The organism is Corynebacterium glyciniphilum AJ 3170, from assembly GCF_000626675.1.
In the GTDB taxonomy this organism is placed as follows: domain Bacteria; phylum Actinomycetota; class Actinomycetes; order Mycobacteriales; family Mycobacteriaceae; genus Corynebacterium; species Corynebacterium glyciniphilum.
This window is the reverse complement of the sequence record NZ_CP006842.1, coordinates 1,417,887-1,438,002: the sequence shown is the minus strand read 5'-3', so window position 1 is coordinate 1,438,002 and position 20,116 is coordinate 1,417,887. Positions and strand designations below refer to the sequence as shown.

Annotated in this window: 21 protein-coding genes; all 21 read right to left on the bottom strand. The window is 64.1% G+C overall.

Translation table 11 applies throughout. The features are described from left to right. Positions 1–69: 69 nt before the first annotated feature. A complete protein-coding gene (locus CGLY_RS06805) occupies positions 70–1,272 on the bottom strand; it encodes a cysteine desulfurase family protein (protein ID WP_038551803.1) in 1,203 nt (400 codons plus the stop codon). 6 nt (positions 1,273–1,278) lie between these two features. After that, positions 1,279–2,901 carry a cation:proton antiporter gene (locus CGLY_RS06800; RefSeq protein ID WP_052539807.1) on the bottom strand — a complete coding sequence of 541 codons (1,623 nt, stop codon included), beginning with the start codon at positions 2,899–2,901 and terminating at the stop codon, positions 1,279–1,281. Between the two features lie 195 nt (positions 2,902–3,096). Then, the gene (locus CGLY_RS06795; RefSeq protein ID WP_038547777.1) at positions 3,097–4,050 is read right to left on the bottom strand and encodes an electron transfer flavoprotein subunit alpha/FixB family protein; all 954 of its coding nucleotides are present in this window, start codon (positions 4,048–4,050) and stop codon (positions 3,097–3,099) included. 48 nt (positions 4,051–4,098) lie between these two features. Beyond that, the gene (locus CGLY_RS06790) at positions 4,099–4,887 is read right to left on the bottom strand and encodes an electron transfer flavoprotein subunit beta/FixA family protein (protein ID WP_038547775.1); all 789 of its coding nucleotides are present in this window, start codon (positions 4,885–4,887) and stop codon (positions 4,099–4,101) included. 162 nt (positions 4,888–5,049) lie between these two features. Beyond that, a complete protein-coding gene (locus CGLY_RS06785) occupies positions 5,050–6,282 on the bottom strand; it encodes a class I SAM-dependent methyltransferase (protein ID WP_038547772.1) in 1,233 nt (410 codons plus the stop codon). Further along, positions 6,279–7,133: an NUDIX hydrolase gene (locus CGLY_RS06780; RefSeq protein ID WP_052540744.1), complete on the bottom strand. Its 855-nt coding sequence runs from the start codon at positions 7,131–7,133 to the stop codon at positions 6,279–6,281. Before CGLY_RS06780 ends, CGLY_RS06785 begins: the two co-directional genes overlap by 4 nt. Positions 7,134–7,285: 152 nt before the next feature. Then, the gene (locus CGLY_RS06775) at positions 7,286–8,152 is read right to left on the bottom strand and encodes an ABC transporter ATP-binding protein (protein ID WP_038547758.1); all 867 of its coding nucleotides are present in this window, start codon (positions 8,150–8,152) and stop codon (positions 7,286–7,288) included. A 68-nt stretch (positions 8,153–8,220) separates the two neighbouring features. Further along, complete coding sequence (locus tag CGLY_RS06770) at positions 8,221–9,207, bottom strand: tetratricopeptide repeat protein (protein WP_038547755.1); 987 nt, start codon at positions 9,205–9,207, stop codon at positions 8,221–8,223. Between the two features lie 11 nt (positions 9,208–9,218). After that, positions 9,219–9,530, bottom strand: a complete 312-nt coding sequence (locus tag CGLY_RS17110) for a hypothetical protein (RefSeq protein ID WP_081803810.1) — start codon at positions 9,528–9,530, stop codon at positions 9,219–9,221. Between the two features lie 16 nt (positions 9,531–9,546). Next, a complete protein-coding gene (nucS, locus tag CGLY_RS06765) occupies positions 9,547–10,248 on the bottom strand; it encodes an endonuclease NucS (RefSeq protein ID WP_038547750.1) in 702 nt (233 codons plus the stop codon). A 71-nt stretch (positions 10,249–10,319) separates the two neighbouring features. After that, the gene (locus CGLY_RS06760) at positions 10,320–10,775 is read right to left on the bottom strand and encodes a DUF2550 domain-containing protein (RefSeq protein WP_227590414.1); all 456 of its coding nucleotides are present in this window, start codon (positions 10,773–10,775) and stop codon (positions 10,320–10,322) included. 203 nt (positions 10,776–10,978) lie between these two features. Beyond that, a complete protein-coding gene (locus tag CGLY_RS06755; protein WP_038547747.1) occupies positions 10,979–11,353 on the bottom strand; it encodes a F0F1 ATP synthase subunit epsilon in 375 nt (124 codons plus the stop codon). Positions 11,354–11,365: 12 nt separating this feature from the next. Continuing rightward, the gene (atpD, locus tag CGLY_RS06750; RefSeq protein ID WP_038547745.1) at positions 11,366–12,814 is read right to left on the bottom strand and encodes a F0F1 ATP synthase subunit beta; all 1,449 of its coding nucleotides are present in this window, start codon (positions 12,812–12,814) and stop codon (positions 11,366–11,368) included. 2 nt (positions 12,815–12,816) lie between these two features. Beyond that, complete coding sequence (locus tag CGLY_RS06745) at positions 12,817–13,797, bottom strand: F0F1 ATP synthase subunit gamma (protein WP_038547742.1); 981 nt, start codon at positions 13,795–13,797, stop codon at positions 12,817–12,819. A gap of 62 nt (positions 13,798–13,859) precedes the next feature. After that, complete coding sequence (atpA, locus tag CGLY_RS06740; RefSeq protein WP_038551785.1) at positions 13,860–15,494, bottom strand: F0F1 ATP synthase subunit alpha; 1,635 nt, start codon at positions 15,492–15,494, stop codon at positions 13,860–13,862. A gap of 71 nt (positions 15,495–15,565) precedes the next feature. Next, positions 15,566–16,384, bottom strand: coding sequence for a F0F1 ATP synthase subunit delta (locus CGLY_RS06735; RefSeq protein WP_038547740.1), 819 nt, complete (start codon positions 16,382–16,384; stop codon positions 15,566–15,568). Positions 16,385–16,389: 5 nt separating this feature from the next. Next, positions 16,390–16,947: a F0F1 ATP synthase subunit B gene (locus CGLY_RS06730; RefSeq protein WP_038547737.1), complete on the bottom strand. Its 558-nt coding sequence runs from the start codon at positions 16,945–16,947 to the stop codon at positions 16,390–16,392. Positions 16,948–17,013: 66 nt separating this feature from the next. Beyond that, positions 17,014–17,256 (bottom strand): ATP synthase F0 subunit C, encoded by a 243-nt coding sequence (locus tag CGLY_RS06725; RefSeq protein ID WP_038547733.1) that lies wholly within the window; start codon positions 17,254–17,256, stop codon positions 17,014–17,016. A 92-nt stretch (positions 17,257–17,348) separates the two neighbouring features. After that, complete coding sequence (gene atpB, locus CGLY_RS06720) at positions 17,349–18,149, bottom strand: F0F1 ATP synthase subunit A (protein ID WP_038547720.1); 801 nt, start codon at positions 18,147–18,149, stop codon at positions 17,349–17,351. Between the two features lie 296 nt (positions 18,150–18,445). Beyond that, positions 18,446–18,904, bottom strand: coding sequence for a hypothetical protein (locus CGLY_RS06715; protein WP_174411417.1), 459 nt, complete (start codon positions 18,902–18,904; stop codon positions 18,446–18,448). A gap of 34 nt (positions 18,905–18,938) precedes the next feature. Next, positions 18,939–20,114, bottom strand: a complete 1,176-nt coding sequence (locus CGLY_RS06710; protein WP_038547717.1) for an MraY family glycosyltransferase — start codon at positions 20,112–20,114, stop codon at positions 18,939–18,941. Positions 20,115–20,116: the final 2 nt, after the last annotated feature.

The following is a 20,116-nucleotide window of genomic DNA, read 5'->3' as shown; positions in this document are numbered from 1 at the left end:
GACCTTTCACCCTACACCGTGCCAGGTCAGGTGCGAATCCGTCCATCGACAGGCACGACAGCCCTGCCGCTACGAGGCCATCCCTGCCGCACGCGCCTGATCAACGACACCGGGCAACAACGAGCAGAGCCGGTCGACGTCGTCCGCGGTGGTGGCCGTCCCGAAGGTCAGCCGCAGCGCGCCGCGTGCCACCTCAACCGGGACCCCCATGCCCGTCAACACGTGGCTGGCCCGGTTCACCCCGGCCGAACATGCCGACCCTGTTGAGGCGTCCACTCCTGCGACATCCAGCAACATGATCAGGCTGTCTCCCTCCGCCCCGGGAAATGCCACATGGACATGCCCGGGAAGCGCACCGCCGGAGGGATCGGTGTAGATCTGCGACTGTGGAATCGCACCGACAACGGAAAGAACCTTCTTCCGGAACACTGACAGCCGTCGCCGTTCCTCCTCCATCTCGCTGACAGCGGCAGCCAGGGCTGCGGCGGTGCCTGCCGCGCCCTGAGGGTTCGCGGTCCCTGACCGGACGCCTCTCTCCTGCCCACCCCCGCGCAGAGGGCTGACCAGTACCGCGTCCCGACGGGCGAGCAGGATACCCATGGATTTTGGACCGCCGAACTTGTGCGCACTCGCCGCCAACGTCGAGCTGCCGAGAGCATGGAAGTCCACGGGCAGGTGACCGACAGCCTGTACGGCATCGACGTGGAACGGCACACCGGCGGCGGCTGCTCGTCCTGCCAGGTCAGCAACCGGCTGCAGATTGCCTGTTTCGTTGTTCGCCCACATGCAGGTCATGACAGCGTCGACCGACGCCTCCAGCTCCGGCAGTTCGCTGACACGAACTCGCCCCTTCTCGTCGACGGGCATCTCACTGTGATCGAACTGCGGAGCTCCTCCGCCCATCAGGTCGCTGCACAGCCAGTCGACGGTCTCGACGATGGCAGGGTGTTCCGTCGTCGCAGCATGAATCCTCCGGGCTGCAGGTCCCCGTGACTTCTTTGCGCCATACGCGAGACCCTGGACAGCCAGATTGTCCGATTCTGTCCCGGAGGCAGTGAAGATCACCTCAGCGCGGTCAGCGCCCAGAAGCTCGGCCACCTGTTCGCGTGCATCTTCCAGCACCCGCTGCGCGTGTCGTCCCGAAGCGTATTGACCGGCGGGGTTCAGCAGCATCCCTGTATCGGCCATCGCGGCAGCCGCCTCCGGGCGTAACGGTGCGGTAGCGGCGTGGTCGGCGAAGATCCTCGGCGTTGTCGGTGTTGTCGGTGTCACAGGCACTCACTTTTCCTCGGGGAAAGCGAGGAGGCGGCGGTCAAGCTCGCGCATCTTCTCCCCGATCGCTTCGGGATCCACGCCCCGTCGCGACTTCGACGCGGCCAGACTGCGCTGGGCTGCGTACATCGCCTCACGCCTGACGTCGAGGGCTTTGCGGCCCAACGCCTGGCTGCGGGCGCGACGCTTGCGGAGGATCTCGGCCTCCGTCGCGCCCACTTCGTCCGGAGCATCATCGGCGCTGTCATCAGAGCTGTCGTCCAGGTTCGATGCCGAGCGCACAAGACCGAGCCGTTCCTCGATCCGGGCCGCCTGTTCTGGCGAGAGCCCTTCGCTCATCTGCTTGCGGACAACGTCCAGCGCGACCCGGTACGCCTCGTCGAGGGCCTCCTCCGTCAGCTTATCGTCCAGGTCCTGCACGTCGTGGTGCGTGCGCAGGTACGACGTCAGTGCAGGCAGGGTGAGCCCCGGGATCACCATCGTGCACAGAAGTACGACGAAGGCGACGATGGTGAACTCGTCGCGCAGCGGGAAATCCGCCGGGTTCAACGACAGCACCAGCGCGAACGTCACCAGTCCCCTCATCCCGGACCAGCTGAGCAAGATCACGTCGGTGAAACGGATCGGCGCACGGTAGCGGCCCCGCTTGGTTCGGTTGGCTCGCAGCAGCCAGAACATCCAGAGGAACCTCACCAGGATCAGCACGGCGGAGATCACCAGACCCCACCAGACCGGGTTGAGGTGGTCTGTCTGATCGTCGATGATCGCGTCGCGGACATTCATGCCCATCAGCCCGAAGGCCAACCCCGTGACCAGAAGTTCGGTGACCTCCCAGAACGCCGAGCCGGTCAACCTGGAGTCCGCTGCCGTCGCATCCGCACGGGACGTCAGCTCCACCGCGGCGACGACCACGGCGATCACGCCGGACACGTGGATCTCCTCCGCCGCGAGGTACACCATGAACGGCAGGACCCAGGTGAATGCGTTACCGGCGACGGGGGAATCCAGCCACCCCAGCACCAACGCCGATCCCCGTCCGACGAGCCATCCGAGAATCACCGCACCCACCGCGCTGTAGATGAACGTCCCGCCGGCCTCAAACCAGTGGATGTCATCATTGAACTCTGCCGCGGTGATCGCCGCACTGAAGATCACCAGAGAGGCAGCGTCGTTGAACAGCCCCTCAGACTGCAGGGACCCGATGATCCTGCGGGGAATGCCTGCAGGTTCCGCGACCGCCTCGACGGCGACGGGGTCTGGTGGAGCAACCGCTGCGGCGAGAGCCATGGCAGCCACCAGCCCAACTCCCGGGATGATCAGCATGGTCACGCCGGTCACGACAGCGACGGTAGTGAACACCAGCCCCACCGACAGGCTGAGGATCGTCCGCCACTGGTCCCGGAACATTCCCCACGATGTCCTGCGTGCCAGCGCCCACAGCAGTGGAGGTAGGAACAGAGGAAGGATGAGCTCCGGTTCAATCCACACGGTGGGAGTGCCCGGGATAAACATCACCGCGGTCGTCACCAGGAGAAGCAGGACCGGCCACGGAAGGCCGATACGGTCGCCGACCCCCACCGTCAGGACGGTGCCGAGCATCAGGAACATGATGACGAAGAGGGTGGTCACGGCATTCTGTCCTTCGTGGTGGGCTCGGAGTGGCATGGTGGGGCGCCGCCGAAACTTCCGGGAATACGGCGAAGACCCGCACTCGATGAGTGCGGGTCCTCGTTGTGCCGTGCACGGTACACCTCACCGGTTCACCGCACAGTCTACCCGGCGGTTCCGGCACAGACACCGCCAGGTGCCTGCAGGGACGTACTCCTAGCCGCGGGCCTTGAGAGCCTCGGTCGCCTGCGGGGCGACCTTGAAGAGGTCGCCGACGACACCGAAGTCAGCGATCTCGAAGATACCGGCCTCGTCATCCTTGTTCACGGCGACGATGGTCTTGGAAGTCTGCATACCGGCCTTGTGCTGGATGGCACCGGAGATACCGAGGGCCAGGTACAGGTTCGGGGAGACGGTCTTACCCGTCTGTCCGACCTGGAACTTGCCCGGGTAGTAGTCGGCGTCGACAGCAGCGCGCGACGCACCGACCGCTGCGCCGAGCACGTCGGCCAGGGGCTCGACGACATCGCGGAAGCCCTCCGGACCAGCGACACCACGGCCACCGGAGACGACGATCTTCGCCTCGGTGAGCTCAGGACGGTCAGCCTTCTCCGCCGGGGAGAAGGAGGTGACGGTCACGGCGGTCGGGCCGGCAGCAGGAAGCTCGACGGGCTGGATGGTGCCGGAGGCGGCCTGCGGCTCCGGGTCAACCGCACCGGCGCGCAGGGTGTAGACCGGGGACGCGCCGCCGGCGGTGGACTCGACAGTGAAGTCCCCGCCGAAGATGGAGCCGGTGGCGGAGCGGTCGGCGTGGATCTCGATCTGGTCGTAGAGCACACCGGAAGCGACGCGGGCGCCCACGCGACCGGCGATTTCGTTACCGGCGGCGCCAGCGGCGATGACTACCGGGACCTGCAGCTGGGCTGCGAGGCCGGACACGGCGTCGACGGAGGGGGTGACGACGTACTTCTCCGCGTCCTCCGACTCAGCGGCGTAGATGGTCTCGGCGCCACCGGCAGCCAGACCGGACTGCAGCTTCTCGGCGGTGCCGGGGGCACCGACGACGACGGCACCGACGGTGCCGAATGCGCGGGCTGCGGTGATGAGCTCGAGGGTGGAGTTCTTCAGTTCACCCTGCGTGTGCTCGACAAGTACCAGGACGTTGGTCATGGTTGTGAATGTCCTTTCGACAGATTCGTTCTCGGGAATCGGGGTGAACTAGACGAGCTTCTTCGACACGAGGTACTCGACCAGCTTGTTGCCGCCGTCGCCCTCGTCGGTGATGATCTCGCCGGCGGTCTTCTCCGGCTTCGGAGCAGCGTTCGTCACGGACGTGGACGCAGCCGCCAGGCCGACGTTCTCCGCAGCGACGCCGATGTCGCCCAGGCTGACTTCGCGGATCTTCTTCTTCTTGGCAGCCATGATGCCCTTGAAGACAGCGAAACGCGGGGTATTGGCCTTCTCCGTGACAGAGACGATGGCCGGCTTCGGAGCCTCGACCGTGTAGACGCCGTCCTCGGTGACACGCTCGCCCGACACCTTGTCGGCCGTGACATCGAGGGTGCGCAGATGCGTCAGCGCCGGGATCTGGCGGTACTCGCTGAGCAGGCCGGGAACCGCACCTGCGACACCGTCGGTCGATGCGTTACCCGCGATGATCAGCTCGATGTCATCGACCAGGTTCAGCGCGTTCGACAGGGTCCAGGCGGTACCGAGAGCATCGGAGCCTGCCAGGGCATCGTCGGTGACGAGGATGGCCTCGTCCGCACCGAGGGACAGTGCCTTGCGCAGCGCGTCCTTGGCGCTGGCAGGACCGACGGAAAGCACGACGACGTTGCGGTCGCCACCAGCTTCCTTGAGCTGGAGTGCAGCTTCTACGGCATTCTCGTTGATCTCGTCGAGGACCGCGTCGGCGTTCTCACGATCGAGGGTGAAGTCGTCATCAGTCAGCTTGCGCTCGGAATAGGTGTCCGGCACCTGCTTGACCAGAACCACGATGTTCGACATTCATAGGCCTTCCTGCTTGGGGTGCTTTTCTTCGGTCAGAAGTCTACCTGCGAATCACCGTGATGTAGCGCACATCGGAAATCCGCTCCGGGCCACGTCACCTCAGAAACTGCGTCACCTGCACCGATACCGGGCGGCGTGCCGGAAATCATTTTTTTATCACTACCCCCGCAGGTGTAGTTCCTGCGCGATCACGGCTGTCGCCGTGTCCCCGATCCGCGCGACGACGACCGTCAGTTCCCGGCCACCGTGTCCGCGTTTCAACTTCATCTTCCGGCGTAGCGCATCCGGGTCCACGTCCACACCCCGCACGAGGATTTCCAGGCGCCCGCACCCCAACGAAGCAAGTGCTGACTTCAGTCGCTTCAGCGGCACCTGATCGATCACCTCGAAGACGCGCTGCCCTGGCACTGCACCACCCTCCCGGAACGCACCGAGAGAATCCCCGCTGAGGTAGGCGATATGCGGGTCAATCCGCCACCACCCGATCGCTGCAGCGTACTGGCGTACCAGCCCCGCGCGCACGATCGCCCCATCCGGGTCGAGGATGTACCGTCCGAGGGCAGCTACGTCCTCCGACTCCGGGTCATCAGTGGTCAGCACCCGTCGTTCACCCTTGCGGAACACCACTGCACGACGATCATGGCGTGCCAGGTCGGGGGTGTAGAGACACGCCTCTTTCACGCCACCGTCGACGCTGACGACATCAACCTGCCCCTCCCAGTCTGTGTAGTCGATTCCCGGGGCACACTTCACCGCCAGAGCGGCTCCCGCATGCGCCGACAACAGGTCAGGAAGTGGTGGAAGCAGGTCCTTTGGATCACGGATCCGCCCGCGGGACGTCCGACGTGCCGGATCAGCCACCACGACGTCGACGCTTCCCGGTGCAAAGGCAGGCAGGACAGCGTCCGCACGGACGAGCCCGACATGGTGTGCGGACACACCTGACGCTGCCATGTTGTACTGCGCCATCGCCAGCCGTGCAGGATCCAGATCAGCACCGAACACGGTTCCGAACCACCGGGACAGATGAAGGAGCTCTGTGCCCACCGAACAGGTCACGTCCGCGACAACCGGCCCCGTCTGGCCCCCGGACGAACCCACGCCCAGAACCTCGGCAAGGAAACCCGCACGTTCTGCCGCAACCAGGGCCGGAGTCGCCTGTTGCCCCGACTCTCCGCAGACCAACCAGTCCCCGGGCACTTTCCCGCCCCGCACAGCCGCGCGCCGCGCCGTCACCAATTCACTGAGCGCCCTCGCCTTGTCACCGTGGCGCTCCCGGAGTCTCGCACTGTCCCGCACCTTGCTCGACGTCGACAACTCGAGTTGCTCAGCCTCTGCCACGGCACCCGCATTCTCGGCGAGCCAGTGGACCTCGTCGACCGTATATGTCACGAGAACGGGGACGGAGGCAGGTCCTCCGGATCGACGGCGAATTTCATCCCGGGAGCGAACACCCGTTCCGGATAGCCGTACATCCGGGTCTCCAACAGGTAGTACTCCGCCATATACGGTTCATCGACAGGCTCACTACGGACCGGGTCGACCCGCAGCGTCTCGGCGAAATCCAGCACCTCACTGACGCTCCGGAAAGTATCGAGCATCTTGAGTTGTGCCCAGGTCGGAGGCATCAGATTGATCTTCCTGTTACGCCAGCCGTCCAAAAGCGTCGCCGGACGGAACCACCCGGTCGACGTCGCTTCGCGGGTGTCGCCGTACGCCTCCTGGCCCTCAGGCATCGCCGCAACGAAGAATGCGGTGTCATACCGGATCGGCTGGGATTCAGGGGTCACCCAGTTCGCCCACGGCCGCAGCAGATCTCCGCGGAGAACCAGGTCATGCATACTCAGAAAATCGGAGAACGCCAGCCGGTGATGTTCCAGCTCCTGGCGAAACGGCAGATAAGGAGTCGTGTCCCGGACCGGGCCACTGCCGTTCTCCGCCGACTCCCCGGCATAACCTGCCAGCAGAGTCCCGGTCTCCTCGAACGTCTCACGCACGGCCGCACACACCAGGGCCCGGGCCAGGTCGGGCGTGGTCCCCAGTCGCTCTGACCACCACTGGGTCGACGGTCCCTGCCAGCCGATCGCCGGTGAATCGTGCCCGTCACCGTCAGCGTCACCGGGCAGGTCCCTGGCGTCCACTCCCCCACCGGGAAACACCGTCATCTCCGCGCAGAAGCGCATCGTGCTTGCGCGCTCCTGCACATAGACCTCGGGGCCACTGAGGGTGTCTCTCAGGAGCATCAGTGTCGAGGCGTGCCGGGCGGGCGCCACTGCAGAGTCTGCCGCAACGGCGCCGTTGTCTCCTGCGCGGTGTCTGCTGTTCACGCTGCCGTCCACCATGTCCTCCACCATAGCCCTCTCACGTCGTCTCAGTTACCGAGCGCTGGCGGGTGCTACCGTGCGCGGTGACTTCCAGCATTTCTCGTCCGACGGGCAAAGTACCGACCATCGTCGACGGTCAGAGAGATCGGCTGATGATAGGCACGTGTCAGGTTCTCTGACGTCATCACGTCCTCAAGCAATCCCTGTGCCACCACACGCCCCTCGTCGAGAATCATACCGTGGGTGAATCCCGGCGGGATCTCCTCGACGTGGTGAGTGACCATCACCGTAGCCGGTGCGTCCGGGTCCGCTGCCAGTTCACCGAGCATCATGACCAGGTCTTCGCGGCCTCCCAGATCAAGACCGGCCCCCGGTTCGTCGAGCAGCAGAAGTTCGGGGTCAGTCATCAACGCCCGGGCAATCAGGACCCGCTTGCGCTCACCTTCGCTCAGCGTCTCCCACATCTGGTCGCCGAGGTGGACCGCACCCATCTGCTCCAGGATCTCCATGGCACGGAGTTCATCTCCCCGGTCATACTTCTCACGCCACCGCCCCATCACGTCATATCCGGCAGAGATAACGAGGTCGATGACCTTCTCTCCTCCGGGGACCTGATGAGCGACGGCGGCAGAGGACATCCCCACGGCGGTCCGCAGTTCCCGGACGTCGGTCCTCCCCAGCGTCTCCCCCACGATCCGCGCCGTGCCGGACGACGGATACTGACGTGCACCGGCAATCGTCAGCAGCGACGTCTTCCCGGCACCGTTCGGGCCGATGAGAATCCATCGCTCGTCAACCTCTACCTGCCATGTCACCGGATGAAGGACATGTCGTCCGTCGCGGACCATGGCAACGTCGCGGAGATCCAGGACAAGGTCCTCATCCAGGGCATCGGCAGTGGCGGGAGTCGAGATGATGGTGTCATTCACCCTTCCCATCGTGCCCTATCCGCACCACCGGCGGCAGATCAGGGGTCCCCGTCACCGACGATCCCGTCCTCCGCCACTCAGAACAGCGCGGAAGCCATTCGGGTCCGGGCGGCGATGACCGCCGGGTCAGCAGTGTCGTACATGGAGAAAATCTCCAGGAGTCGCGAACGCGCCGCATCGCGGTCTTTCCCCTCACTGGTCCTGATGCGCTCAATGAGCGTGTCAAACGCCTCCTCGCGCGCACCTGCCAACAAGAGGTCATCGATGTCGTCGGAGGCACCGGACGCCGATCGCTCCAGGAGAACAGCCGTCACCCGTGCGGCTCGGGCCTCCGAGACGGTCTCCGGCTCCGCGGCGGTGTCTGCGATAATCCGGTCATACACGGCCGTGGCGCCGGTGAAGTCCTCCTCGTCGAGCAGTGAGGCGGCTTCGTCGAAGCGGGGGTCTGCTCCATCCCCGTCACCGGCGTCACTGTCAGCACCGTCAACCCCGGCCGCTCCAGCATCCTCGCCGGCGCCCTCCTCTTCGGGAAGCCCTGGCAACCTGCCGTCGACGGCACGAACCACTGCGGCGACGAACTGGGCGATCTGTTCCGGCGGCTGAACGCCCTCGAAATTGGTCAGCGGGCGACCGCCGGCCAGTGCCAGTACCGTAGGGACCGCCTGCACCTGAAGTGCCTGGGCGATCTCCGGAGTCGAGTCAACGTCGACCTCGCGAAAGACCCACTGGACCGGCTCTCCGGAGGAATCCTGGGCTTCGGCGAGTCGGGTGAACTCCGCGGCCATGTCCGCGCATCCCTCCGCACGCTGACTTCCCAGAAGGAGGATCACCGCTACCTGGGTTGAACGGACGACGAGGTCCTGTTCGAAGGTGTCCGGAGTGATCGCCGCACTGCGTGCGACGCGCACTCCGCTCTCGGCTTCCTCCCTGGTCCGTTCAGCTGCCCGCTGACGCTGATCTGCAGCCTCCTTCACAGCGCCGAGGTCCACGGCACCTGCCGCGAAACGATTCGGCGTTGCGGGGCCGCGCTGCTGATGGTGTCCCGGATTGTTCGGTGTCGTCATGGCGCCCCATCTTAGCGCCGACCGGTCCGACGCCGCTCCCAACACCCGGTGTGCCAGTGCCGGCGGTTGTCGCCGCCACGGTGTGAATCCGGCCAGGCGACGATGTGCGCCAGCCCCGGCGGGATGTTCTGGTTACAGCCCGGGCAGACGTAGTACTTCACAGCCGACTGGGACCCGATGCGACGTACCAGGTACGATTCGGCCCACCCGGACGGACCACCTGCCCAGGACGGCGCGTCCTCGCGCCGTGTCCCGAGATATGAGGCCCCGTCCCGACGTGTGGTGCGGTCCTGGTGTCCCTGTCTCCTGTTTCGCCTCGGCATCGACCCGTGACCGTCCTCAGAACAAACGGAGTTCGTCCGACTCCACACCGCGCATCGCCTGGTAATCCAAGGTCACGCACCGGAAGCCCCGGTCCTCGGCCAGCGTCTTCGCCTGAGGTTTGATCTCCTGCGCGGCAAACACACCCTGTACCGGCGCCAGGAGTTCATCGCGGTTCAACAGATCGACGTACCGCGACAGTTGCTCGACCCCGTCGATGCCGCCCCGGCGTTTGATCTCCACCGCGACAGTCTGTCCGTCCGCATCGCGTGACAGGATGTCGATCGGGCCGATGGCGGTGGGATACTCACGCCGAACCAGCGTGTACCCCTCGCCGAGAATATCGATCTGTTCCGCCAGCAGCTCCTGCAGATGAGACTCGACGCCGTCCTTGACCAACCCGGGATCCTCCCCCAGTTCGTGGGACGTGTCGGAGTACACCTTCCAGAGGCGGATGGTGAGCCGCTCTTTCTTCGGATTCTCCACGGTCCACACAGACTCCACGCCCTGCTCCGCCATGTCCTGCGGCACATCGGCTGATTCCGCAACGGTCAACGTGCACGGAGGCGTCATCCAGTTGAGAGGCTTGTAGGCCCGGTCATCCGCATGGATGCTCACGGAACCGTCCGCTTTGACCATGATCAGACGGTCGGCTTCGGGAAGATGGGCCGCGAGACGCCCCTCGTAGTCGACGGAGCAGCGGCAAATGACCAAACGCATGGAGAACAGGCTACCCCATCAACCACCGGGGTTGACGGCAGCACCCCACCCCCGTATCCACTCCAGAAGGGTTAACGGATTCCGCGCTTCCGCGCCATCCGCATGTCCGACCGCACCATCCGTTCCGACGGCGCCGACTCCAACCAGGAGACCAGAGCGGTGTCTCCGGCATCGTCCAGGGCGACCTCCCAGGTCCTCTTTCCGTCGAGCAACGTCATCACGTGCAGTTCCGACTCGAGGAACGCCGCTTCTCGACGGGTGATGGGGCGCCTGTCGGTGATCTCGGTGTGGTGACGACTCAGCTGCAGGTCCGACTCGGGCCGGACCGACCGGAGTTTGTACACCCTGGCGATCCCGCTCCCGTATACAAGAACCCCGTGGCGCCAGTGCCTGCCATCCGGATTCGGAAGGCTTCTGACCACCACGGGGATTCCTCGACTGCGGAGCGTAAGAAAACGCGCACCTGCGATAAGTGCTCCGCAGACGAGCACGATCACCACAACGGTGACCAGAATGTTCAACAGCACCAGGTACGCCCCTTCTCGGTCGTCATCCTCCGACGGTAGTCGTCCGTCGGGGGAATTGCGCCTCCGAACTTTCGGTTGATGTTACCGCCGCTCGGAGGGAGTACCAAAAGGGGACGATACTCCTGCCGTCACCGCAGCCCACGAAGAACGCCGGGCCGGTCACCTCATTGAGGTGACCGGCCCGGCGGCAGGTGCAGCGGCTGTCAGCTCTCCTGCAGACGCTTCACGGCGCGAAGTTCGGACTGTGCCAACTCCCGCTCCTCGTCGGTCGAGGCGTCGCGCTCGCGCGCCTCGGCGTCAGCGGTGTCGACCTCATGGGCCCACAATGCGGAATCGGCGAGAATGGTGATCTTCGCCGTCGACACGGACAGGAAACCGCCCTGTACCGCGGCGACGAGAGTCTCTCCCTCAGTGGTCCGGATGACCACGACGCCGTTCTCGACCAACTGGCCGAGCAGCGGCTCGTGGCCGGGCAGCACGCCGATCTCGCCCTCGGTGGTCTGTGCGGTGACGGAGGTGGCCTTACCCGACCACAGCATCCGCTCCACGGCCACCAGTTCAGCGGCAATCTCAGCCATGTGCGTGACCCCTTACTTCTCGGTGAGCTTCTTGTAAGCGGCCTCGACGTCGTCGAGTCCACCCAGACCGTCGAAGCACTGCTCCGGGTAGGCGTCGAACTCGCCGTCACAGATGCGCTCGAAGGCGTCGATCGTGTCCTCGAGGGGCACGAAGGAACCGGGGATATCGGTGAACTTCTGGGCCACGAAGAAGTTCTGGCCCAGGAAGCGCTCGATACGACGGGCCCGCTGGACGGTGATCTTGTCCTCTTCGGACAGCTCATCCATACCCAGGATGGCGATGATGTCCTGCAGTTCCTTGTTCTTCTGCAGAATACCGATCACACGCTGTGCGACAGCGTAGTGGCGGTCACCGACGATGCCAGGCTCCAGGATGCGCGAGGTCGAGGTCAGCGGGTCCACCGCAGGGTAAATACCCTTCGAAGCGATAGCACGGTTGAGCTCGGTCGTCGCATCCAGGTGAGCGAAGGTGGTCGCCGGGGCCGGGTCGGTGTAGTCGTCGGCGGGCACGTAGACGGCCTGCAGAGACGTGATCGAACGGCCCTTGGTCGAGGTGATTCGCTCCTGGAGCACACCCATCTCGTCTGCCAGGGTCGGCTGGTAACCCACGGCGGAGGGCATACGGCCCAGCAGCGTGGAGACCTCGGAGCCGGCCTGGGTGAAACGGAAGATGTTGTCGATGAACAGCAGCACGTCCTGGTTCTGGACATCGCGGAAGTACTCCGCCATGGTCAGGCCGGACAGTGCCACGCGCATACGGACTCCCGGGGGCTCATCCATCTGACCGAAGACAAGGGCCGTGTCCTGGAGGACGCCCATCTCTTCCATCTCGAGACGCAGGTCGGTGCCCTCACGGGTGCGCTCGCCGACACCGGCGAACACGGAGGTACCGGAGAACTCGCGGGCGATACGGGTGATCATCTCCTGGATGAGCACGGTCTTGCCCACACCGGCACCGCCGAACAGGCCGATCTTGCCACCCTTCACGTACGGGGTCAGCAGGTCGATGACCTTGATGCCGGTCTCCATGAGCTCGGTACGGCCCTCGAGCTGGTCGAAGCTCGGGGCGTCACGGTGGATGCCCCACTGCTCGCCGTCGCGACCGAGACCCGGCTCATCGAGGCAGTCACCCAGGGCGTTGAACACGTGGCCCTTGACAACGTCCCCGACCGGGACGGAAATCGGACGACCGGTGTCGGTGACCTCGGCCCCACGGACCAGGCCGTCGGTCGGGGCCATGGAGACACCACGGACGATGTTGTCACCGAGGTGCTGTGCGACCTCCAGGACGATGGTCTTGGCCACCGCTTCCAGAGTCACCTCCACCTCAAGTGCGTTGTACAGTGCCGGTAGCGCGCCGCGCGGGAACTCCACGTCGACGACCGGTCCGATGACTCGGACCACGCGACCGGCAGCAGTCGATGCGGCGCTGTCGCGCTGCACCTCAGTAGCTGTAGTCATAGTTAGTCACTTTCTCCGCTGTCGGCGAGCGCGTTCACGCCACCGACGATCTCTGAGATTTCCTGGGTGATCTTCGCCTGGCGCAGCTGGTTGGCGACACGGGAAAGGTCGTTGACCAGCGCTGTGGCGTTGTCCGTCGCCGCGGACATTGCGGTACGTCGAGCAGCGGACTCACTTGCAGCGGCTTCCAGCATCAGGGCGAAGATGCTCCGGGAAACGTACTGCGGCAGCAGGGCCTTCAGGAGCGAATCCGGGTCCGGCTCGAAATCGACCTCTGCGGAGACCGGGTCGCCGCTGTCGGAGAGCATGTCCTCACCGGTGCGCAGCGGTTCGTCGTCCATCTGGGTCGCAATCGGCAGCATGCGAATCGCGCGCGGCGTCTGCGTCAGCATCGACTCGAACTTCGTGTAGACCACGTGGAGCTCGCCAAATCCGGGCAGCTCTTCGCCTTCCGGGACGTTCAGCCCCTCGCGCCACTGGACGTTGCCCTCATCACCGGCGATGAAGCCGTCGATGAGGTGTCGCCGTAGGTCGTGCGTTGCGGAGTAGACGGGATCCTGGGAAAAACCTGTCCAGGACCCTGCGACGTCTTCGCCGCGGAAGCTGTAGAAGGTGACTCCCTTGGAGCCGGCGATGTACAGGACGACGTCCTTGCCCTCGCCCTCGAGCCGCTTACGCAGTTCGGCGGTCTTCTTCAGCACGTTGTGGTTGTAACCACCGCACATGCCACGGTCACTCGTGATGACGAGAATTGCCGCACGCTTGGCTTCAGCCTCGACATCCAGCATCGGGTGATCCAGTGAGGACGCTGACGCGAGACGCTGAATGACCCGAGTGACCTCGTCGGCGTAAGGCTGGGACGCGTCTACGCGAGCCTGCGCCTTGGTGATCTTGGAGGTCGCGATGAGCTCCTGGGCCTTCGTGATCTTCTTCGTCGAGTTGACGGACTTGATCCGACCCCTCAGTTCGCGAAGTGTTGCCATCGCTGCTACCTCCTTTCTTCTGTGTACTCGGTCTGTGCAGTCATCGTCTTAGTTACCCGCGCCTACTTCTTGCGGGAGACGGTGATCTGGGACTGATCGAGATCTTCGTCGGCCAAAGCCTGAGCCTCAGGCTCGTTGATGACCGGGGTTCCGTCGGTGGACTGGAAGCTGCGCTTGAACTCGCCGGTAGCGGACACCAGCGTCTTCTTGGACTCGTCCGACAGCGGGGTTCCGCCGTTGATCTGCTCGTAGACCGCGGCGTTGTTGGCGTGCAGGTACTCCCACAGCTCAGCCTCGAAGCGACGAATGTCCTCGACAGCGACCGAGTCGAACTCACCTTCACCCGCGAGGAAGATGGAAACCATCTGGTCCTCGACGGCCTGCGGCTCGGTTTCCCGCTGCTTCAACAGCTCAACGAGACGCTCACCGCGCTCCAGCTGTGCCTTCGAGTACTCGTCCAGGTCGGACGCGAAGGCTGCGAAGGCCTCCAGGTCACGGTAGGCGGCGAGGTCCAGTCGCAGGTTACCCGCAACCTTCTTCATGCCCTTGGTCTGGGCGTCGCCACCCACACGCGAGACCGAGACACCGACGTTGATGGCCGGACGGACGCCCTGGTTGAACAGGTCGGACTCCAGGAAGACCTGGCCGTCGGTGATGGAGATGACGTTGGTGGGGATGAACGCACCGACATCGTTGGCCTTGGTTTCGATGATCGGCAGTGCGGTCATCGAGCCAGCACCCTCTTCGTCGGACAGCTTTGCGGCACGTTCCAGCAGACGGGAGTGCAGGTAGAAAACGTCACCCGGGTATGCCTCACGTCCCGGCGGACGGCGCAGCAGCAGGGAGATGGCGCGGTAGGCCTCAGCCTGCTTGGTCAGGTCGTCAAAGATGATGAGGACGTGCTTACTCTCGTACATCCACTGCTGACCCAGGGCCGCGCCGGCGAACGGAGCGAGCCACTTGAAACCGGCGGAGTCGGATGCCGGAGCTGCCACGATGGTCGTGTAGTCCAGTGCACCCTGCTCTTCCAGGGTCTGCCGCAGCGCAGCAATGGTCGAGCCCTTCTGGCCGATCGCGACGTAGATGCAGCGTACCTGCTTCGTCGGATCCCCGGACTCCCAGTTCTCGCGCTGGTTCAGGATGGTGTCGATGCAGACGGAGGTCTTGCCCGTCTTACGGTCGCCGATGATCAGCTGACGCTGACCGCGGCCGATCGGGGTCATGGCATCGATGGCCTTGATGCCGGTCTGCATCGGCTCGTGCACCGGCTGACGCTGCAGCACCGACGGTGCCTGCAGCTCCAGGGCGCGGGTCTCGGTGGACTCGATGTCACCGCGACCATCGATGGGCTGGCCCAGGGGGTTGATGACCCGGCCGAGGAAGTTCTCCCCAACCGGAACGGACAGGACATCACCGGTCCGCTTGACTTCGTCGCCTTCCTTCAGCGACTCGTAGTTGCCCAGCACCACGACGCCGATCGAATCGGTCTCGAGGTTCTGTGCGACTCCGATGACGCCGCCGGGGAACTCAAGCAGTTCGTTGGTCATCACGGAGGGCATACCAGAAACCTGGGCAATGCCGTCCGCTGCCATCGTAACCACGCCGACCTCCTCACGGGAGGCCTCCGCGGAAGTGCTTGAGGTGTAGTTCGCAATCGCGCTACGGATCTCATCGGAGGAGATCGTAAGCTCCGCCATGTTCTTCCTGCTCTCGGTATCGTCTTCCAGCATTACATGAATTATCTTGTCGATCGAGGTTCTATCCGGGGCTAGACGAGCGCCCGACGCATACGCTCCAGCTTTCCAGCTGTGCTGCCGTCGATCACTTCATCGCCGACCCGGATGACCGCTCCGCCGAGGAGGCTGGTGTCAACCTCGGAATGGACGGACATCGCGGAACCGTAGATCTTCTCCAACTTCTGACCCAATGCCTGCTCCTGTGCCTCCGACAGTGCCGCGGCCGAACGGACGCGGGCAACCCGACGTCCGTCAAGCCCAGCTGCGAAGTCACACAGTGCGTCAAGGTCCTCCACCGGACGGGCGACGGGACGACCGACCACCTGAAGCGCGAGCGCCTCAGTGATGGCGCTGACGTGTCCGTAAAGGACCTTTGCCAGCAGCTCCCGACGCTTCTCGCCGGACGCGAGACGGTCTGCCAGAAGCATCTCCAGTTCCGGCTCCCGTTCGAGGAGACGCGCAACATCGAAGAGTTCGGTAGCGACCTTCTCGCGATGGCCCTGCTCATGGGCTGCACGCAGCAGGGCACGGCGGCCCAGCTCGACCAGCCCGTGGCGCAGGTCCCGGGTGTTGGACCAGGTGCCCTTGACGACCTGCGAGACAGTCTCGCGTGTCGTGTCGGAGACCTTGCCCGCCAGCAGCCCGTCGGCCAGTGCGGCGCGACGGTCGGCCGGAACAGTCTGGTCAACCAACGCCGTGCGCAGGGACCGGTCGCTGTCCAGGAGGTCTGCGACCTCGAACAGCTCGGAACCCGTGGCTGCGCCGGCGGCGGCGGTGTCGGTGGCACCGGACAGTGCACCGTCCAGCGACTCAGTCAGCTGGTCCAGGGTTGTTCTGCTCGCTGCGTGCACGGGCCTCACTTCCCCGATCCGACGCTGTCGAGATCAGCGAGGAAGGAGTCGATCGTACCGGAACGCTTAACGTCGTCCGACAGCTGGTCGCCCAGCAGTCGCTCGGCGAGGTTGATGGAGTTCTCCCCCATCTCCTTACGCAGATCAGAGACGACGGCCTCGCGCTGCGCAAGCAGCTGCTTGTTACCGGACTCGATGATGCGGTTGGACTCGTCGGTCGCCTGGGTCTTCATGTCAGCGATGATCTTCTGACCCTGCGAGCGGGCGTCGTCGCGAATCTGGGAAGCTTCGGTGCGGGCCTCAGCCAACTGTGCGTTGTACTTCTCCAACGCGGCCTTGGCCTCGTCCTGTGCCTGCTCGGCACGTGCGATGCCACCCTCGATCTGGTCGGTGCGGTCAGCCATGACCTGCTTGACCTTGGGAAGAACGAACTTCCAGAAGATCACGAAGATGATGATGAAGCTGACGAGGGACCAGACGATGTCATACGACTTGGGGAGCAGAGGGTTGATCTGCTCCTCCAGCGGCAGCTCATCGGCTGCCAGAATGAGGTAGTTCGTCATAGTCTCCAGCTTTCGCTCTTGAGTGTGAAGGTCTTGTCACAGTGTCCCTGACCGGGACACCGCACACTAGAACAGGAAGCCGGCGACCAGGCCGATGAGGGCGAGAGCCTCGGTGAAGGCGATACCCAGGAACATCGTGGTGCGCAGCTGGCCGGCCATCTCGGGCTGGCGAGCCATGGCCTCTGCGGTCTTGCCGACCAGGATACCGATACCGACACCGGGGCCAATGGCGGCGAGGCCATAGCCGATGGTGCCGAGACCCTCGAACTTGGTGGTGGTGTCCTGGGCGAGGAGCAGCAGGTCGTTCATTAGGATTCCATTCCCTTTCGTGGTGCCCCACCCAAGTCCACTGTTGTGGTTCCGGTTGGCGGGGCGAGAATTTTATGTGTGGATGTCGGGGGTCAGTGCTCGTCCGCGTGCAGCGACTGCTCGATGTAGACCGCCGTCAACAGGCTGAAGATGTAGGCCTGCAGGAAGATGATCAGCATCTCGAACAGAGTGAAGGCGATGGCAGCGACGAGTGTTCCTCCGGCCAACAGCGTCCAGCCGTTGAGCTGCCAGAAGAAGAAGTTCGTGGCACCGAACAGCAGCACGAGAACAATGTGACCGGCCAGCATATTCGCCATGAGACGGATGGTCAGGGTGACCGGCCGCAGGACGAAGGTGGAGAAGAACTCGATCGGGACGACCAGCAGGTGCAGCGCCGGAGGCAGGTTCGGGATGACCACGGAGGACTTCACGAACTTGCCGAAGCCGTAACGCTTGGCACCTGCGTAGATCATGGCGACATAGGCCACCGCCGCCAGGATGATCGGCATACCGACCCTCGCATTGGCGGAGATGTTCAACGCCGGAATGATCGCAGGCAAGTTACCGATGAGGACCACGAAGAAGATGGTGGCGATGATCGGCAGGAAACGCCGACCCTCCTTCTTCCCCAGGATCTCTTCGGCGATGTGCACGCGGACGAAGTCGACCGCGTACTCTGCAACGTTCTGTGCACCCCTCGGGATCAGCTTCGGTTTACGGAAGGCATACAGAAAAAAAGCCGCCAGGATGACGATCATCAGAAGACGGATGATCATCAGGCGGTCTACTGCAAAGATGCCGTTCGCGAAATCGCTGAACCAGAGCTGGCTGGGATCCACTTCCCCCGGGAAGAATTCATGCTCCATAGAAGGCGCGTGGAATTCGCCCTTCATGGCCAAGGTTGTAACGCTCAGCGTTCTCTCCCGTGGTTTGGGCCGCGTGATTGTGGTCAGGCGGTGCGATGGAGGATGTCAGGAGTTCCCGGAACCGTGGACTCCGTCGCACATCCGCACGGTACCGGGGGTGATATACCAGGCTTACTCGCGGGCACGCGTGTCTACACGGGACCGCCTACCTGATTACCCGCAGGAGAGCATACCAGCCGTCCGCGCAGGTGCGCGAACCAACTCCCCCCGCTCCCCCAAAGCAGACGCGCCTTCCTCACACGGTTCGCGCATGCACCCCCGGGTCAGACGTTCGTGACATTCGTCCGGATGATGCCGATGGTTTCCGCTCCCAGTGCGACCACCAGTGCAGCAATGACAGTGACCCCCATCGCCGTATGGTCGAAGAAATCCATCTCGCGGAGTACGAGGAGGATGCCGAGGACGACCACGATCTTGATCAGCCACGACCCCAGTGTGACGATCATCGTGGTCTGGGGTGACGTGTTCGACGTCAACAGGACCACAGCTACCGTCGCCAGCACGAATCCACCACCGACGGCTGCCCCGATGAGGACACCCCACAGCCCCTCGAGGCCTCGGAAGTTCCCCCACAGTGCCAGGGAGACCACGGTGATCACCAGAAGGCCGATGGCACCCGACCGGGCTGCGTTCAGCAGCGGGCGTCGGTGATCCGCCAGGTCCCCGTCAGACTCGTTGATATCGGGGAGGTTGTTCGTCTGCTCGCTGTTCTGCTCAGTCACGCGCTACAGCCTAGCCGTCCCCCACGTCAGTGACCTACCCGGATGCCGCTGCATGCGGGCGCTCTCCGCGCTCGCGCCACAGCGGGACAGCAGTGAACGCCGTCGCCAGGAGGATCGCCATACCGAAGACGATGGCAGCGATCGGTAACGGGAGGACGGTCGACCCCACAGCACCCAGCGCCACGACGCCGACCCAGCTGTACAACACCAGAACAACTTGTTTCTGGGAGTGACCGAGTCGGAGAAGACGGTGGTGCAGGTGCTGCTTGTCGGGGGCGAAAGGGCTCTTTCCCGCCTTCAGCCTACGAACCACGGCCATCAGCAGGTCCAGCATCGGAATGAAGAGGGCGGCGATCACGACGAGAACCGGGGTCATCAACGCCAGGAAATCCGCCGGGCCGTACAACGCCATGTTGATCCGGCCCGACGCTGACACACTCGCTGCGGCAAGCAGCAGACCGATCAGCATCGACCCGGAATCTCCCATGAATATCCGTGCGGGCGAGAAGTTGTGCGGAAGAAAACCCAGGCACACCCCCAGCAGACCCGCTGAGATCATCGCCGGTGGGTACGCACTGACGGTACCGCCCTGGTCGTGCAAGATCGTCAGGGAATAGATCAACAGCGTTGTCGCGGCGATGGCTCCGAGGCCGGCGGCGAGTCCGTCGAGCCCGTCCACGAAGTTCATCGCGTTGATGATGGCGACGGTCAGCAATGCGGTCAAGAGCGTCGACTGGACCTGGTCAAGAATTAACGTGGTGCCGCTTCCGAACGGCGAGTAGATCAGGTACCACGACAGCCCCGCCAGACTCATCACGACGGACCCCGCCACCTGGCCGCCAAGCTTCAGCACCCAGGAAATATCGAAGAGGTCATCAACCACTCCCACAATCACGATGACGAACGCCGCAGCAACAACCGCGACCATGTCCGGGGTCACCGGCGGGAAACCACGATTCAATGCCGGCAACTGGTTAGCGACAAGCACGGCAACAACAAAGCCGGTGAACATCGCCACCCCGCCGAGCCGTGGAGTCGGCACCGTGTGCACGTCCCGTGAACGCGGGGCGGCCAACCGTCCGAACCTGAGCATCAGCATCCGGATAATTCCGGTGGTCAGATACGTGGTGACCAAGCCGACGAGCAGAATCAGTGCCAGTTCCCGGAACGGCACGCCTACCCCGGACCAGGACGCCGCGTAGAGGTCCATCC

Coding starts and splice junctions, on each gene's coding strand:
- CGLY_RS06795 (WP_038547777.1), bottom strand. CDS start 4,050: ATGACCAACGTCCTGGTACTTGTCGAGCACACGCAGGGTGAACTGAAG.
- CGLY_RS06790 (WP_038547775.1), bottom strand. CDS start 4,887: ATGTCGAACATCGTGGTTCTGGTCAAGCAGGTGCCGGACACCTATTCC.
- CGLY_RS06780 (WP_052540744.1), bottom strand. CDS start 7,133: ATGCTCCTGAGAGACACCCTCAGTGGCCCCGAGGTCTATGTGCAGGAG.
- CGLY_RS06775 (WP_038547758.1), bottom strand. CDS start 8,152: ATGGGAAGGGTGAATGACACCATCATCTCGACTCCCGCCACTGCCGAT.
- CGLY_RS06770 (WP_038547755.1), bottom strand. CDS start 9,207: ATGACGACACCGAACAATCCGGGACACCATCAGCAGCGCGGCCCCGCA.
- CGLY_RS17110 (WP_081803810.1), bottom strand. CDS start 9,530: ATGCCGAGGCGAAACAGGAGACAGGGACACCAGGACCGCACCACACGT.
- nucS (WP_038547750.1), bottom strand. CDS start 10,248: ATGCGTTTGGTCATTTGCCGCTGCTCCGTCGACTACGAGGGGCGTCTC.
- CGLY_RS06755 (WP_038547747.1), bottom strand. CDS start 11,353: ATGGCTGAGATTGCCGCTGAACTGGTGGCCGTGGAGCGGATGCTGTGG.
- atpD (WP_038547745.1), bottom strand. CDS start 12,814: ATGACTACAGCTACTGAGGTGCAGCGCGACAGCGCCGCATCGACTGCT.
- CGLY_RS06745 (WP_038547742.1), bottom strand. CDS start 13,797: ATGGCAACACTTCGCGAACTGAGGGGTCGGATCAAGTCCGTCAACTCG.
- atpA (WP_038551785.1), bottom strand. CDS start 15,494: ATGGCGGAGCTTACGATCTCCTCCGATGAGATCCGTAGCGCGATTGCG.
- CGLY_RS06730 (WP_038547737.1), bottom strand. CDS start 16,947: ATGACGAACTACCTCATTCTGGCAGCCGATGAGCTGCCGCTGGAGGAG.
- CGLY_RS06725 (WP_038547733.1), bottom strand. CDS start 17,256: ATGAACGACCTGCTGCTCCTCGCCCAGGACACCACCACCAAGTTCGAG.
- atpB (WP_038547720.1), bottom strand. CDS start 18,149: ATGAAGGGCGAATTCCACGCGCCTTCTATGGAGCATGAATTCTTCCCG.
- CGLY_RS06710 (WP_038547717.1), bottom strand. CDS start 20,114: ATGGACCTCTACGCGGCGTCCTGGTCCGGGGTAGGCGTGCCGTTCCGG.